The organism is Paenibacillus lactis (genome assembly GCF_017873605.1).
Classification (GTDB): Bacteria; Bacillota; Bacilli; order Paenibacillales; family Paenibacillaceae; genus Paenibacillus_AQ; species Paenibacillus_AQ lactis.
This window is the reverse complement of the sequence record NZ_JAGGKI010000004.1, coordinates 401,232-415,109: the sequence shown is the minus strand read 5'-3', so window position 1 is coordinate 415,109 and position 13,878 is coordinate 401,232. Positions and strand designations below refer to the sequence as shown.

The window sequence follows — 13,878 nt, the reverse complement described above, 5'->3', positions numbered from 1 at the left end:
AAATGAACATTGAAGTCAACGCCATCTTCCAGATCGCCGGGATCGGCATCATCATCGCCATGATTCATACGGTCCTGAAACAGATGGGCAAAGAGGATATGGCACACTGGGTGACTCTCATCGGTTTTGTGGTGGTGCTGTTTATGGTCGTAAGGCTGCTCGATGATCTGCTTAAGGAAATCAAAAGTATTTTTCTATTCCAGTAGGTGGACCTTTATGGAAATTATCCAGGTGGTAGGCCTCGGTCTTATCGCTACCGTACTGATTCTGGTCGTCAAGGACCAGAAGCCGTTATTTGCCTTCCTACTCGCCGTGGCGACCTCCGTCATGATCTTCCTGTTCCTGATCGGAAAGATCGGCGACGTGATCCGGATGCTGGAGGATTTGGCCGAGAACTCCGGCGTCCAGATGATCTATCTCAAAACGGTGCTGAAGATTATCGGGATAGCCTACATCGCTGAAATGGGGGCGCAAATCGTAAGGGATGCCGGTCAGGAATCGATCGCTTCCAAAATAGAACTGGCGGGAAAAGTGCTCATATTGGTACTCGCTGTACCGATTATCGGGATCATCATCGAGACGGTCCTGAAGCTCCTCCCGGCATGATTAAGGAGGGAGGGGCGTGGCACATGCAGGATCATCGAGGAGAACCGGTTTATACAGGCTGATCGTAATGCAGCTCATGCTGCTGGTGTCCGGCATGTTCATAAGCATCGCCCCTGCAGCCGCTGCCGAAAATCCTGCCGGGGACTTGGTAACGGAGCAAACGGAGCAGCTTCCGACCGAGCAGGTGGAGAAATATTGGGAGCAATTGATGAAGGATTACGGCGGATTCTTTCCCGAGGGCAGGACGCCGTCCCTGATGGAAATGCTTCTTCCGGGCGGCGATGGCTTCAGCTTTAAAGGCATCATGTCCGGCCTTGGAAAGTATCTCTGGCACGAGGTGCTGTATAACGGAAAGCTGCTAGTAACGATCATCATGCTGAGTATCATGAGCTTGATCCTGGAAAACTTGCAGACGGCCTTTGAGAAGGGCACCGTGAGCCGGGTAGCGTACACGATCTGCTACATGGTTGTGCTGGTCATTGCGGTCAACAGCTTCAGCGTCGCGATCGGCTACGCCAAAGACGCGATCACCGGCATGATCGACTTCATGATGGCGATGCTGCCGCTGCTCTTTGCCCTCATGGCATCGATGGGCAATGTGGTGACCGTCTCGGTCGCGCATCCCTTGGTGATCTTCATGGTACATACGGTGGGAACCTTGATTAGAACGATCGTATTTCCGCTGCTCTTCTTCTCGGCACTTCTGCACTTGGTCAGCTCGCTGTCCGTAAAGTACAAGCTGACCCAGCTTGGCAATCTGCTCCGGGGCATCGCGATGGGCTTCCTGGGCGTCATGCTGACCGTCTTCCTCGGCGTCATCTCGGTGCAGGGCATCACGAGCTCCGTGACGGACGGGGTCACGATCCGAACGGCCAAGTACGTAACCGGCAACTTCGTTCCGGTGGTGGGAAAAATGTTCGCGGATGCGACAGATACCGTAATCTCGGCATCGCTGCTCGTTAAAAATTCAATCGGTCTGGCAGGGGTCATCATCATCTTGTTTCTCTGCGCATTTCCGGCGATCAAGATTTTGACCCTTGCCCTGATCTACAATCTGGCGGCAGCCGTCATGCAGCCGCTGGGCGACACGCCGATCACAACCTGCCTGCAGGCGATCGGCAAGACGCTGCTGTACGTATTCGCCGCACTGGCTGCCGTGAGCATGATGTTTTTCCTGGCGATTACGATTCTGCTTACCGCAGGCAATATAACGGTCATGATGCGGTGACGACGGGCTTGCCGGCCAAGGTAAGGGGGGATGATCGATGGACTGGCTTTCGGATTGGCTCAAAAATGTCATCATGGTCGTGCTCTTCGCCGCTTTCGTAGACCTGATTCTTCCGGGGAAAGCACTCGAGAGATACGCGCGACTGGTTCTGAGCCTGATCATCCTACTTACGCTGCTCAGCCCGATCATCCGCTTGCTGACAGACCCGCCGGAACAACGGCTGGCCCAGGAACTGGAGCGGCAGGAAAAAGGGCTCCCGCAGGAGATGCAGCTGGAATCCATTCTGGCCCAAGCCGAGAAGCTGAAGGATGTGCAGCAGAGCCAGAGCCTGGAGTGGGCCGGCAGCGAGCTTGCCCGCGTCATGAAAGAGGAAATCGCAGCCGAGACGGGAGAAGCGGTACAAGAGGTTGAGGTCGTGCTGGCAGCAACCCGGGCGGAGGACGACTCGTATACGGGAGCGGATATCCGCTCCGTGGATGTGAAGCTAAGCGGACCATCGGATGCTGCCGTTTCCGAAGAGGGCTCCGGGGCGAAAGAGCCGATTGGGATAACCCCTGTCGAATCGATTGAAGTAAATTTAGAGTCCGGCACAACGGATAACAATGGCAGTCAAGCGCCGTCTCAAGGGCGCGAGGCTGCAAGCAAAGAATACAAAGCACGAGAGGAACAGATCGTCAAATACATCAGCCAGAGATGGGATCTTAGCCCGGATCTGATTACGATACATTTGCCGGAGCATGGGCAGGATGACAAAAAGTTATAACGGAGGTGAGGATGATGGGAAAATGGCTGAAGCGGCTTGAACAGTGGCTTGGCGGCGGCGCCGGCGGAGCCAAAAAAATGCAGACCTTCCGCTGGCTGATTATACTCGGTCTCATCGGCGTCGCAATCATGCTGTTCAACTCCTTCGTCAATGTAAAGAAGCTGGATCATGAAAATATCGGCCGCGAGCCGCCGGAATCCGCGGCCGTATCGACCGGACAGGGCAGCGAGCCCGCCGGCGGAAGCAGCGAGTTTGAGAGCATCGAGCAGGATTTCGAGATGCGGACGCGGACGATGCTGGAGCAAATCGTTGGGGTTGGTGCCGTGGATGTGATGGTCACCGTGGAATCCACGGAGGAGCTTGTCGTTCAGAAGGACATCAAGGACACCCAGGAGCTGACCGAGGAGACCGATGCCAACGGCGGCAGGCGCCATGTCACGAGCTATCAGCGCGACGGGCAGATCGTGACTTATGATTCATCCGGTAAAGAGACGCCGATCGTCACTAAGCGGATTAAACCGCAGGTTCGGGGCGTGCTCGTCGTAGCCAAGGGAGCAGAGAACGAGATCGTCAAGAACTTGATCGTGGATGCCATCCAGCGGGGGCTGAATGTACCGTCCCACCGCATATCGGTTGTCCCGCGAAAGCAGTAGCAGTGTTTTACCGCCCGAATGAGCAACTCATACGAGGCTCAAAACCAAGGCTTTTTATTCCAAAGGAGGATACGTTCAAATGAATAACAAAAGACAAACCATATGGTTGGTTTCGATGCTGAGTTTAATGGTGATCCTGTCAGCGTACTATCTGTTCACGGATGAATCCGGCACGAAAGCGCCGCCTGTCGCCGAAAGCACGCAGGTTGACGGCCAGAAGCCTGCAGCCGGCCAAGGCGCAAACGGCACAAGCGACGAGCTGGTTGTAAACGAAGTGATCGAGGAAGGAACCGACGGAGATTCCGGCGCGAACGAGCAGAATGCCGAGAGCACGGACACTGGAGCACAGACCGGCAGCGAAGATCCGGCTAAAGCGGCACAGGGAGATCAAGGCAAAGAAGGAGAGCAAGGCAAAGAAGGAGAGCAAGGCAAGCAAGGAGAGCAGGAGCAAGCCGGAACCAAGGACAGCGCGGAAGAGCCTAAGGTAACGGAGACCAAAGAGGGTGAACAGGCGCCTGCGGAAACAAGCAGCACGCAAGGGGGCAAAACCGAGCAGGAGGTGCTGGAGGAAGTAGCGGCCCAAGCCTCCTCGGCGCGAGCTCAGCTGGATGCCTATAAGCTGGACCGGGAACAGAAGAACATGAAATTATATGACGATTTGATTTCGAAGATCGACAACCATGAGAGCAAGCCGGAGGAGACGGCACAGGCTTCCGAGCAATTGAAAGAAGCGGAGGAAAAAGAGGAGATCATTCTCAACATCGAGGCGCAGCTGCAGCAGCAATTCGGCAATGCCGTCGTTAAAGAAGAGAGCGAGAAATACAATGTCGTCGTGCTCAGCGACAAGCTTGACGCCAAAGGCGCCGCCGATATCGTCGGTCTCGTCATGAAAGAGCTGAAAGTAACGCAGGATAAGGTTACGGTTCAATATGTTGCCCCGTAAAAGCATCCGCTGTTTTTCAACATAAATCACCTTTATACGATAAACATTGCGGAGTCCGGGATTTCCCTGGACTCTTTCTATTTCGCTCGATTGTGATATAATACTCTAAGCTATCGACTGACTGTCCGAATCAGGGCTTCTACAGAAAGTGAAGGAGTGAACGACTGATCATGTTTAAATTAAACGAGATTAAAGAGCTTATTAAGCTGGTGGATGAAACATCCGTACATGAATTGGAAATTGAAAATGAAGGCACGCGTTTGTCCATTAAGAAGCCGAACCCTGCCGAAGCCGTTATTCAGCAAGTAGCGCCGCAAGCCTACATTCCTGCGCCGCAAGCCATGGCACCGCAAGCTGTACAGCAGCAGGCCACGGTCAACCAGGCTCCTGCCGCGGCAGCGCCACAGGAAGCAGCGGAGGTTAACAGCTCATTACATAAGATCGTATCACCGATGGTAGGGACCTTCTATCGCGCCCCTTCCCCTGAAGCGCCTTCTTTCGTCAGCCCCGGGGACAAGGTAACGGAGAAGACAACGGTCTGCATCATTGAGGCGATGAAGCTGATGAACGAGCTGGAGGCCGAGGTTAAAGGGGAGATCGTCGAAGTCCTCGTCGAGAACGGCCAGCTGGTCGAGTTCGGGCAGCCACTGTTCCTGGTGAAGCCGGAGTAGTGCACGCTGTACTCGCCATGAGCGGGAGTCTTATGAGTCCGAAGGAGGTTACTTCATGACATTTCAAAAAGTCTTAATCGCGAACCGCGGCGAAATTGCAGTCCGCATCATCCGCGCATGCCGGGAGCTTGGCATCTCGACGGTGGCGGTATATTCCGAGCCTGATCGGGACTCTCTGCATGTTCGCCTTGCCGATGAAGCTTACTGCATCGGTCCGACGTTATCGAAGGACAGCTATCTGAACTTTACGAATATTATGAGCGTGGCGACATTGACCGAATGCGATGCCATCCATCCGGGATACGGCTTCCTTGCCGAGAATGCCGACTTCGCCGAAATCTGCGAATCCTGCAACATCACCTTTATCGGTCCGTCTGCCGATGCCATTAACCGCATGGGTGACAAGGCGGTTGCCAAGCAGACGATGAAGGATGCCGGCGTACCGGTTATCCCTGGCTCAGACGGGCTGATCGAGGATTTGAACGAAGCGATTATGCTGGCCCGTGATATCGGCTATCCTGTTATTATCAAAGCCACCGCAGGCGGCGGAGGCAAGGGCATCCGGATCGCCGAGGACGAGGAAGCGCTGATTAAGCAGATTACGACGGCCCAGCAGGAAGCGCAGAAAGCCTTCGGCAATGCCGGCGTTTACCTGGAGAAATATTTGACGGGCATGAAGCACGTCGAAATCCAAATTATTGCGGACAAGCACGGGAACGCGGTCCATCTCGGAGAGCGCGATTGTTCCGTTCAGCGCCGGAGACAGAAGCTTGTTGAGGAAGCGCCTTGTCCGGTGATTACGGAAGAAGTACGTACCCGGATGGGAGAAGCCGCCGTGCGCGCAGCCAAGGCGGTCCAATACTCCGGAGCGGGTACGCTGGAGTTCTTGCTCGGTCCGGACGGGCAGTTCTATTTCATGGAAATGAATACGCGGATCCAGGTGGAGCATCCGGTAACCGAGATGGTAACCGGAGTTGACTTGATTCAGGAGATGATCTCGGTTGCTGAAGGGAATCCGCTCAGCTTCACCCAAGAGGATATCGTCATCAACGGATGGTCGATCGAATGCCGGATCAATGCCGAGAATCCTGACAAAGGCTTTATGCCGGCACCGGGTACGATTCAATTCTACCTTCCGCCGGGAGGACCTGGCGTGCGCGTGGACAGCGGGGCTTATCCGGGCTATACCATTTCGCCGTATTACGATTCCATGATCGCGAAGCTGATCGTATGGGCGCCGACTCGGAACGAAGCGATTGCGAAGATGAAGCGCGCGCTTTCCGAATTCGAGATTGAAGGCATTTATTCCACCATTCCGTTCCACCAAAAACTGATGAACCATCCAACCTTTATCAAAGGCGATTTCGATATTAAGTTTTTGGAAGAAAATGAGGTATAAATCGTTTGGCCAAGTTTGTCATAAACTTGGCCGAATGGTATAGTATGAGTAATAAGAGCGCATGCCTCAAGCAGTCCCTCGAGCATCCGCAAACTTATTCCCGAAAGGTGTGTTGAGACTATGGCTGAGACATTGCCAACTACAGAATTTGAACGTACGGATATCGGTGAGATTCAGATTGCGCCGGAAGTCATTGAAGTTATCGCAGGGCTTGCAACGGTGGAAGTCCGCGGGGTTGCAGGAATGAGCGGCGGCTTTGCCGGCGGCATCGCTGAGCTGCTTGGCCGGAAAAATCTGTCCAAAGGCGTCAAGGTAGAAGTCGGACAACGCGAAGCGGCTGTTGATGTATCCGTTATCGTTGAGTACGGACATCGTCTTCCGGAAGTAGCGGGTGAAATCCAGCGCAACGTGAAGCGGTCCATTGAGAATATGACAGGTCTTACCGTCGTTGAGGTCAATGTACATATTCATGATGTTCATTTCATGAAGACAAGCGAGAAGAACGACGATCTGGATCTGGTGCAGCGCGTGAAATAAAATGGATCATTTCATAGCCCCCGGCAGCAATGTCGAGGGTTTAATCTAATTTAAGGAGGCTGTGCGGGTCGTGGCCAAAATCATGGACAGACTTCTGCTGTTTATATACAGCTTGAGTATCGGTGTTATATCTGTAGTTGCCATCCTCCTGTTAAGCGGTGCTGTTCCGTACCATTTGACGTTTGCCCAGGAGCAGCAGCTCGTTCTGGCGGGGATTATCATTGCTGCCGTATTGTTTCTCCTCAGCATCCGGTTCTTTTACATTTCGGTACGTCGCGACCGTTCCACGCTGAATTCGATTGATCAGCGAACGGAGTTTGGAGACATTCAGATTTCGGTGGAAACGATTGAAAATCTGTGCCTGAAGGCAGCTTCCAAGGTGCGAAGTGTAAAGGATCTGAAGTCCCGAATCAAGGTGTCCCAATCGGGGCTTGAGATTGCGATCCGTGCCGTGGTGGACGGCGAGGAATCCATTCCTGCGCTGACGACCGAGGTGCAGAAGCAGGTGCATGATTTCGTTGAAGAGACGACGGGAATACCAGTCTCGTCCGTATCCGTATATATCGCTAACGTGGTTCAGGCGCCTAGCTTTAAGAGCCGCGTGGAATAGAGGTGAATTTCCCAAATGCCTTGGAAAGAAATATGGGAGAGTCACAGAGGGCGGATCTTCGGTGTCGCCGGCGGTCTTGTGTGCGGACTGATTTATCTATTATCCGGTTTTTGGGATATGCTGTTCTTTGCATTAGTGGTATTTATCGGCTATACGTTTGGCAAACGCAAGGATTTGAACCAAGGCTCCATCTTCCACTTTCAGGAATGGGGGCGCTGGTTGTCCGAGCGTTGTCGGCCGTTTAAATGAACCCTGTGATATGCTTCTTTCGGCAAAAAAGCTAAAGGACAGGTTAATGATGCCTTTTTTGCAGAAAGCAGCGGTTCACAGGTTTTTTTATTGTGAGGATTTTGGTGAAGATCTAAAGTACAATCAGCAATATATAAAGAGTTTAACGGTTTAGCTCGTCTATATATTGCTTTCATAAGCTGCTGAAAATCGAGTTTTGCAAAAGACTGGTCAAAACTTTATGGAAAATTGATAATACTAATCAGAAAAATGGATTCAGGCAGGGTCCACAGGAGGAACAAAATGAAAAGACGTGTAGCTAGGGAGATCGCCGTTCAAAGCCTGTATCAGATGGAAATGAACGAAGTCGACAGCCTGGAGGCTGTATCGATGCTGCTCTCGGAGGCGGCCGAAGAGAATGAGACGGAGCGAGTGATCGGCGACGAGGTTCAGATGAAGGAGTATGTGCTGCAGCTGGTCAACGGGACATGGAATTCCAGGGAAACGATTGACCAGCTGCTCGCTCATTACTTAAAAGGCTGGCAGGTTAGCCGCCTTTCCCGCGTGGATCGCCAGATTCTCCGTCTGGCTGTGTACGAGCTCGGATACCGCGATGACGTGCCCGGTAAGGTGGCCGTCAATGAAGCGATCGAGCTATCGAAGCATTTCGGTACCGAGGAATCGGGTAAATTCGTAAACGGCGTATTGGGCCGGATTATCCAGGAGCTGGATCAAGTCAAAGCGAAGTTGCAACAATCATAATTCTACGCCCAGGATGGCAGGCGGATCATTCAATCATAGTGAGGAGAGATTAGGATGACAGCAGCAACGATCATTAATGGTAAACAGATATCCGAAGAAATTCGCGAAGGGATCGCGCTGGAGGTGCAGCAGCTGTCGAAACAGGGCGTGCGCCCGGGCTTGGCGGTTGTGCTGGTGGGTGACGATCCGGCTTCCCATGTTTATGTCCGAAATAAGGAAAAGGCGTGCCACGATCTCGGCTTTTATTCCGAGGTGCACCGGCTTCCTGCCGATTCCAGCCAGGAAGAGGTGCTAGCTCTGGTGGACAAGCTGAATAAGCAGTCGTCCATTCACGGGATTCTTGTTCAGCTTCCGCTCCCCGGTCATATTCAAGAGAAGGCGGTAATTGATGCGATTGCCGTTGAAAAAGATGTGGACGGGTTCCATCCGGTCAATGTGGGCAACCTGGTCATCGGGGACGACAGTCTGCTGCCATGTACCCCGGCGGGCGTCATTGAGCTGATCAAACGGACAGGCGTCGAAATTTCGGGCAAGCATGCCGTCGTTATCGGCAGATCCAATATTGTGGGCAAGCCGGTATCGCTGCTGCTGCAGCGGGAAAACGCCACCGTGACGATGTGCCATTCGAGAACGAGCAACATGCCGGAAATCGCGAAGCAGGCCGATATTTTGGTCGTTGCCATCGGCCGGGCGAATATGATTGACGCCAGCTATGTCAAGCCGGGCGCCGTCATTATCGACGTCGGCATGAACCGTCTGGAGAACGGCAAGCTGGCGGGAGACGTTGATTTTGCGAGCGTGAAGGAGATCTCGGGTCCGATTACGCCAGTTCCCGGAGGCGTCGGTCCGATGACCATCACGATGCTGATGAAGAATACGCTGCTGGCCGCCAAACGGCTGAGCGGAATTGAATAATATGAAATCCGTGGATCCGGGACGCGTCCTGTCCGTTAAGGATTTGAACCGATATATTCGAATGAAAATGGAAGGCGACTCCAGGCTGTCCGACGTCTGGATTCGCGGGGAGATATCGAATTTTACGCATCATTCCAGCGGACATATGTATTTTACGTTGAAGGATGAAGGCAGCCGAATCCGGGCGATCATGTTTGCGAGCCATAATCAGCGCTTGCCGTTTATCCCGAGAGAAGGCTCGAGGGTGATAGCCAGAGGCAATGTCTCCGTCTATGAGCGGGACGGTCAATATCAGTTCTATGCCATTCAGATGCAGCCGGACGGAATCGGCAGCCTGTATCTCGCTTACGAGCAGCTCAAGTCAAAGCTGGAGGAAGAGGGCTTGTTTTCGCAGGAGCTTAAACGCCCGCTTCCGAGCTATCCCAAGACGATCGGTGTGATAACCTCACCGACCGGGGCAGCTGTTCGCGATATTATAACAACGATTCAGAGACGGTATCCGCAGGCGACTGTACAGCTGTACCCGGTCCTGGTTCAGGGAAAGTCGGCAGCACCCTCCATTGTTAAGGGAATCCGTGCGATGAACGAGCTTGGCGAAGCGGATGTGCTCATTGTCGGCCGGGGCGGAGGCTCGCTGGAGGAGCTATGGGCATTCAACGAGGAGATCGTCGCCAGAGCGATCCATCAATCGAATATTCCGGTGATCTCGGCTGTCGGCCATGAGACGGATTTTACGATCGCCGATTTTGTAGCCGATGTGCGTGCAGCGACGCCGACAGCGGCTGCGGAGCTTGCAGTTCCGAGCCGCGCGGAGCTGAAGGGACAGATTGTGCAGCGCCAGCGGCAGCTGAATCAAGGGCTTCAGCAGCGGCTTCAGCGAAGCCGGGAGCGCCTTGCGAGACTTCAGCGCTCGCCGGTGCTGAACCATCCTCGCCGCTACATGCTGCAGCATGCCGAGCGCTTGGACATGCTCTCCTACCGATTGCAAGGAACGCTCAAATCGCAGCTGTCGCTCTACCGTCAGCGCCAGCGGTCGCTGCATCAGGGATTGATCAGATCCAATCCGCGCGCCCAGGTCGAGCAGGCATCGCTGCGGAAGGAGCAGGCGAAACGCCGCCTGATGCTTGCCATGCAATCGATCCGCAAAGCCAAGCTGTCCCAGCTGCAGACGGAGATCCGCCATCTGGATGCGCTTAGTCCGCTTAAGATCATGTCCCGAGGGTACAGCCTGGTTTATGATGAGCAGGAACAGAAGCTGATCAAATCAGTGGAAGATGTGCAGCTCGGCGATTTGGTTCAAGTGAGGGTCAATGATGGCCGGCTGCAGTGTCAAGTGTGGGGAATAAAGGAGGATGAAGAACGTGTCTAGTGAGGCAAAAGACTTGATGGAGATCAGCTTTGAAGAGGCGATGGCACAGCTGGAGCAGATCGTCGAGCAGCTGGAGGACGGGGACGTCCCTTTGGAGAAGGCGATCGACTTGTTCCAGCAAGGGATGAAGCTGTCTCAAATGTGCAGTCAAAAGCTGGAGCAGGTTGAACAGAAAATCGAGATGATTGTCGAAGAAGGCGGGGAGCTCAAGCGCAAGCCCTTCGGCGGCGCACTTGATGAGACAGGTGAATTGAGTGAATAATAGACTTCCTTTTCAGCAATATATGAATGACATCTGTGACAGGCTGGACAGCGAGCTTACGGCCCTTTTTCCGGAGGGATGGAAAGTTCCTGAAACCCTTCATCGATCGATGACGTATTCCTTAATGGCAGGCGGAAAGCGTCTGCGTCCGCTGCTGGTCATCGCGGCTTGCGAAGCAGCCGGCGGAAGCAGAGAAGCGGCTCTGCCGGTGGCGTGCGCCGTTGAGATGGTGCATACATATTCGCTCATCCATGACGATTTGCCTGCGATGGACGATGATGATTTCCGGCGGGGGAAGCCTACGAATCATAAAGTGTTCGGTGAAGCAGCGGCGATTCTGGCGGGCGATGCGCTGCTGACGCATGCTTTTTACAGCATTGTGCAGTCCTCGCGCAAGCACGGGATTCCTGCCGATCGGGTGCTGTCGATTGTGGAGGACCTTGCGGAATATGCCGGGCCCCGGGGAATGGTTGGCGGCCAAGTGGCCGATATGGAAGGAGAGCAGGGATTAACCAGCCTTGAGCAGCTGGAGTATATTCATCTGCATAAGACAAGCGATCTGATCATGTTCTCCCTCATGGCTGGAGGACGGGTAGCAGGCTGTTCAGAAGCCCAGATCGATTCGCTTCGCTCCTTCGGCAAGCATATCGGGCTGGCCTTCCAAATCCAGGACGATATCCTCGACTTGATCGGCGATGAGGCCAAGCTTGGCAAGCCGACGCAAAGCGATGTGAAGCAGGAGAAGGTGACCTATCCGTTTTTTATCGGCTTGGAAGCCTCCAAGCGGGAGGTTGAGCGTCTGACCGCCGAAGCGAAGAGCGCCATTTCCGAAGGGAATTTTCCGGACCCGTCCAGACTGCATGAAATTGCAGACTTTCTCTTGGCTCGGGACCACTAGAGCGGGGTTACTTGCACACCGATTATTTGTGATATAATGTCTTTAAATGGCTGATGATAGCGCAGCCTTTCATGGTTTATGAATTGCTAACTTTACTTTATCAAGGAAAGCGGGGAGATTCTTCGTGCTGCTTCCAAATATCAAACATCCCAACCAACTGAAAAAACTGTCGGTGGACGAACTTGAGGACCTGGCGGTGCAAATCCGTCAGTTTCTGATTGAAAAGCTGTCCGTGACCGGCGGTCATCTTGCACCGAATCTGGGAGTGGTTGAACTCACGCTGGCCTTGCACTATTGCTTTGACAGCCCTCGTGACAAGATGATTTTTGACGTGGGCCATCAAGCCTATGTCCATAAGATATTGACGGGACGGATGGATAAATTCGACACCTTGCGTAAATACAAGGGCTTGTGCGGTTTTGTGAAACGTGCGGAAAGCGAGCATGACGTCTGGGAAGCCGGCCACAGCAGCACTTCCCTCTCGGCAGCGATGGGCATGGCGATGGCGCGGGATTTGAAAGGCGACAACAACCGGGTAATCGCGCTCATCGGCGATGGCGCCCTTACGGGCGGGATGGCGTTTGAGGCCCTGAATCATATCGGCCATGAGCGGAAGAAGCTGATGGTCATCCTGAACGATAATGAAATGTCGATTGCTCCGAACGTCGGGGCGATGCATAACTATTTGAGCAAAATCCGCTCGGACCGCTATTATTTGCGGGCGAAGGACGAGGTCGAGATGCTGCTCAAGAAAATTCCGGCGATCGGCGGCAAGCTGGCGAAGACCGCGGAGAAAATGAAGGACAGCCTCAAATATATGATGGTTCCCGGCGTTTTGTTCGAGGAGCTTGGATTTACGTATTTGGGACCTGTGGACGGTCATGATTTAAGCAAGCTGATCGATACGCTGCAGCAGGCCGACAATGTCGACGGGCCGGTGCTGATTCATGCGGTAACCACCAAGGGCAAAGGCTACCGTCCTGCCGAATCGGATTCCCATAAGTGGCACGGCATCACGCCGTACAAGATCGAATCCGGCCAAGTGCTGAAAGCGGTAGGCAATCCGATGTATACGGAAGTGTTCGGACAAACGCTCGTTGAGCTCGGCGAACAGGATGAGCGCATCGTTGCGGTCACGCCGGCAATGCCGGGCGGCTCGGGCTTGATTCCGTTCGGCAAGAAGTTCCCGGACCGGATGATCGATGTCGGCATTGCCGAGCAGCATGCGGCGACGCTTTGTGCCGCACTGGCCATGGAAGGCTTGAAGCCGGTATTTGCGGTATATTCCACCTTCATGCAGCGGGCATACGACCAGATCGTCCACGATATCTGCCGCCACAATGCCAACGTGATGTTCGCCATCGACCGTGCGGGCTTTGTCGGCGCTGACGGCGAGACCCATCAAGGGGTGTACGATGTGGCCTTTATGCGCCATATTCCGAACATCGTCATCATGATGCCGAAGGACGAGAATGAGCTTCGCCATATGATGAAGACGGCGCTTGACTATAACGACGGGCCGATCGCCTATCGCTATCCGCGGAACAATGTCCGCGGCGTTCCGTTGGATCCGGAGCTCAAGCCGATCCCGATCGGTACATGGGAAACAGTCCGCCGCGGCGAGGGCTACGCGATTTTGGCGGCCGGTCCAATGGTGCAGCTGGCCGAAGAAGCGGCCGATCTGCTTAAGCGGGAGGGCATTTCCGTTGAGGTTGTGAATGCGCGTTTCTTGAAGCCGCTTGACGGCGATATGCTGAAGAAGCTGGCGGCGTCCGGAACGAGCATGATCGTTCTGGAGGAGGTTTCGCAGGCCGGCAGCCTTGGCAGCAGCGTGCTGGAGTACTTTGCCGAGCAAGGTATTCATGACGCGGTTGTCTCGTTAATGGGGATTGAGGACAGGTTCATTGAGCACGGCAGCATCCAAGAGCAGCGGGAAGAGGTCGGATTGACGCTGGAGGCGGTATGCAACGAAATCCGCAGTCTCAAAACTGCTCGTACGGCTACGCTCGGGAAGAGAAGTTTTACGTCTTAGAA

17 protein-coding genes are annotated in these 13,878 nt (G+C 53.9%); all 17 read left to right on the top strand.

Features of this window, described 5'->3' with window-relative positions; all coding sequences use genetic code 11:
* The first annotated feature begins 2 nt into the window (after positions 1 to 2).
* The 17 genes from spoIIIAC to dxs all read left to right on the top strand — a co-directional run bounded on the left by spoIIIAC (position 3) and on the right by dxs (position 13,876).
* Positions 3 to 206: a stage III sporulation protein AC gene (spoIIIAC, locus tag J2Z18_RS10725; protein ID WP_007129715.1), complete on the top strand. Its 204-nt coding sequence runs from the start codon at positions 3 to 5 to the stop codon at positions 204 to 206.
* 10 nt (positions 207 to 216) lie between these two features.
* Entirely contained in the window at positions 217 to 606 is a 390-nt protein-coding gene (gene spoIIIAD, locus J2Z18_RS10720; protein ID WP_007129716.1) for a stage III sporulation protein AD, read from the top strand.
* 67 nt (positions 607 to 673) lie between these two features.
* Positions 674 to 1,834 (top strand): stage III sporulation protein AE, encoded by a 1,161-nt coding sequence (spoIIIAE, locus tag J2Z18_RS10715; RefSeq protein WP_050954025.1) that lies wholly within the window; start codon positions 674 to 676, stop codon positions 1,832 to 1,834.
* A gap of 37 nt (positions 1,835 to 1,871) precedes the next feature.
* Positions 1,872 to 2,597, top strand: a complete 726-nt coding sequence (spoIIIAF, locus tag J2Z18_RS10710; protein WP_007129718.1) for a stage III sporulation protein AF — start codon at positions 1,872 to 1,874, stop codon at positions 2,595 to 2,597.
* Positions 2,598 to 2,611: 14 nt separating this feature from the next.
* Positions 2,612 to 3,250, top strand: coding sequence for a stage III sporulation protein AG (gene spoIIIAG / locus J2Z18_RS10705; protein ID WP_007129719.1), 639 nt, complete (start codon positions 2,612 to 2,614; stop codon positions 3,248 to 3,250).
* Between the two features lie 79 nt (positions 3,251 to 3,329).
* Entirely contained in the window at positions 3,330 to 4,193 is an 864-nt protein-coding gene (locus tag J2Z18_RS10700) for a SpoIIIAH-like family protein (RefSeq protein ID WP_007129720.1), read from the top strand.
* A 170-nt stretch (positions 4,194 to 4,363) separates the two neighbouring features.
* Positions 4,364 to 4,864, top strand: coding sequence for an acetyl-CoA carboxylase biotin carboxyl carrier protein (accB, locus tag J2Z18_RS10695; protein ID WP_007129721.1), 501 nt, complete (start codon positions 4,364 to 4,366; stop codon positions 4,862 to 4,864).
* Positions 4,865 to 4,919: 55 nt separating this feature from the next.
* Positions 4,920 to 6,263 carry an acetyl-CoA carboxylase biotin carboxylase subunit gene (gene accC / locus J2Z18_RS10690; protein WP_007129722.1) on the top strand — a complete coding sequence of 448 codons (1,344 nt, stop codon included), beginning with the start codon at positions 4,920 to 4,922 and terminating at the stop codon, positions 6,261 to 6,263.
* A gap of 120 nt (positions 6,264 to 6,383) precedes the next feature.
* Positions 6,384 to 6,800, top strand: coding sequence for an Asp23/Gls24 family envelope stress response protein (locus J2Z18_RS10685; RefSeq protein WP_007129723.1), 417 nt, complete (start codon positions 6,384 to 6,386; stop codon positions 6,798 to 6,800).
* A 70-nt stretch (positions 6,801 to 6,870) separates the two neighbouring features.
* Complete coding sequence (amaP, locus tag J2Z18_RS10680; RefSeq protein WP_007129724.1) at positions 6,871 to 7,410, top strand: alkaline shock response membrane anchor protein AmaP; 540 nt, start codon at positions 6,871 to 6,873, stop codon at positions 7,408 to 7,410.
* Positions 7,411 to 7,425: 15 nt separating this feature from the next.
* Positions 7,426 to 7,659: a DUF2273 domain-containing protein gene (locus J2Z18_RS10675; RefSeq protein WP_210094690.1), complete on the top strand. Its 234-nt coding sequence runs from the start codon at positions 7,426 to 7,428 to the stop codon at positions 7,657 to 7,659.
* A 282-nt stretch (positions 7,660 to 7,941) separates the two neighbouring features.
* Positions 7,942 to 8,400, top strand: coding sequence for a transcription antitermination factor NusB (nusB, locus tag J2Z18_RS10670; RefSeq protein ID WP_007129726.1), 459 nt, complete (start codon positions 7,942 to 7,944; stop codon positions 8,398 to 8,400).
* A gap of 54 nt (positions 8,401 to 8,454) precedes the next feature.
* A complete protein-coding gene (gene folD, locus J2Z18_RS10665; RefSeq protein ID WP_007129727.1) occupies positions 8,455 to 9,315 on the top strand; it encodes a bifunctional methylenetetrahydrofolate dehydrogenase/methenyltetrahydrofolate cyclohydrolase FolD in 861 nt (286 codons plus the stop codon).
* 1 nt (position 9,316) lies between these two features.
* The gene (xseA, locus tag J2Z18_RS10660; RefSeq protein ID WP_007129728.1) at positions 9,317 to 10,684 is read left to right on the top strand and encodes an exodeoxyribonuclease VII large subunit; all 1,368 of its coding nucleotides are present in this window, start codon (positions 9,317 to 9,319) and stop codon (positions 10,682 to 10,684) included.
* Complete coding sequence (gene xseB / locus J2Z18_RS10655; protein ID WP_050954023.1) at positions 10,668 to 10,946, top strand: exodeoxyribonuclease VII small subunit; 279 nt, start codon at positions 10,668 to 10,670, stop codon at positions 10,944 to 10,946. The genes xseA and xseB overlap by 17 nt, the downstream gene beginning before the upstream one ends.
* A 22-nt stretch (positions 10,947 to 10,968) precedes the next feature.
* Positions 10,969 to 11,844: a polyprenyl synthetase family protein gene (locus J2Z18_RS10650; protein ID WP_186311077.1), complete on the top strand. Its 876-nt coding sequence runs from the start codon at positions 10,969 to 10,971 to the stop codon at positions 11,842 to 11,844.
* Between the two features lie 124 nt (positions 11,845 to 11,968).
* Positions 11,969 to 13,876, top strand: coding sequence for a 1-deoxy-D-xylulose-5-phosphate synthase (gene dxs / locus J2Z18_RS10645; protein WP_007129731.1), 1,908 nt, complete (start codon positions 11,969 to 11,971; stop codon positions 13,874 to 13,876).
* Positions 13,877 to 13,878: the final 2 nt, after the last annotated feature.

What these genes read in the sequence shown, in the direction of transcription:
- spoIIIAC (WP_007129715.1), top strand. Translation starts at nt 3, where the DNA reads ATGAACATTGAAGTCAACGCCATCTTCCAGATCGCCGGGATCGGCATC.
- accC (WP_007129722.1), top strand. Translation starts at nt 4,920, where the DNA reads ATGACATTTCAAAAAGTCTTAATCGCGAACCGCGGCGAAATTGCAGTC.
- spoIIIAF (WP_007129718.1), top strand. Translation starts at nt 1,872, where the DNA reads ATGGACTGGCTTTCGGATTGGCTCAAAAATGTCATCATGGTCGTGCTC.
- spoIIIAG (WP_007129719.1), top strand. Translation starts at nt 2,612, where the DNA reads ATGGGAAAATGGCTGAAGCGGCTTGAACAGTGGCTTGGCGGCGGCGCC.
- xseA (WP_007129728.1), top strand. Translation starts at nt 9,317, where the DNA reads ATGAAATCCGTGGATCCGGGACGCGTCCTGTCCGTTAAGGATTTGAAC.
- folD (WP_007129727.1), top strand. Translation starts at nt 8,455, where the DNA reads ATGACAGCAGCAACGATCATTAATGGTAAACAGATATCCGAAGAAATT.
- spoIIIAE (WP_050954025.1), top strand. Translation starts at nt 674, where the DNA reads ATGCAGCTCATGCTGCTGGTGTCCGGCATGTTCATAAGCATCGCCCCT.
- accB (WP_007129721.1), top strand. Translation starts at nt 4,364, where the DNA reads ATGTTTAAATTAAACGAGATTAAAGAGCTTATTAAGCTGGTGGATGAA.
- nusB (WP_007129726.1), top strand. Translation starts at nt 7,942, where the DNA reads ATGAAAAGACGTGTAGCTAGGGAGATCGCCGTTCAAAGCCTGTATCAG.
- xseB (WP_050954023.1), top strand. Translation starts at nt 10,668, where the DNA reads ATGAAGAACGTGTCTAGTGAGGCAAAAGACTTGATGGAGATCAGCTTT.
- spoIIIAD (WP_007129716.1), top strand. Translation starts at nt 217, where the DNA reads ATGGAAATTATCCAGGTGGTAGGCCTCGGTCTTATCGCTACCGTACTG.
- J2Z18_RS10685 (WP_007129723.1), top strand. Translation starts at nt 6,384, where the DNA reads ATGGCTGAGACATTGCCAACTACAGAATTTGAACGTACGGATATCGGT.
- J2Z18_RS10700 (WP_007129720.1), top strand. Translation starts at nt 3,330, where the DNA reads ATGAATAACAAAAGACAAACCATATGGTTGGTTTCGATGCTGAGTTTA.
- J2Z18_RS10650 (WP_186311077.1), top strand. Translation starts at nt 10,969, where the DNA reads ATGAATGACATCTGTGACAGGCTGGACAGCGAGCTTACGGCCCTTTTT.
- J2Z18_RS10675 (WP_210094690.1), top strand. Translation starts at nt 7,426, where the DNA reads ATGCCTTGGAAAGAAATATGGGAGAGTCACAGAGGGCGGATCTTCGGT.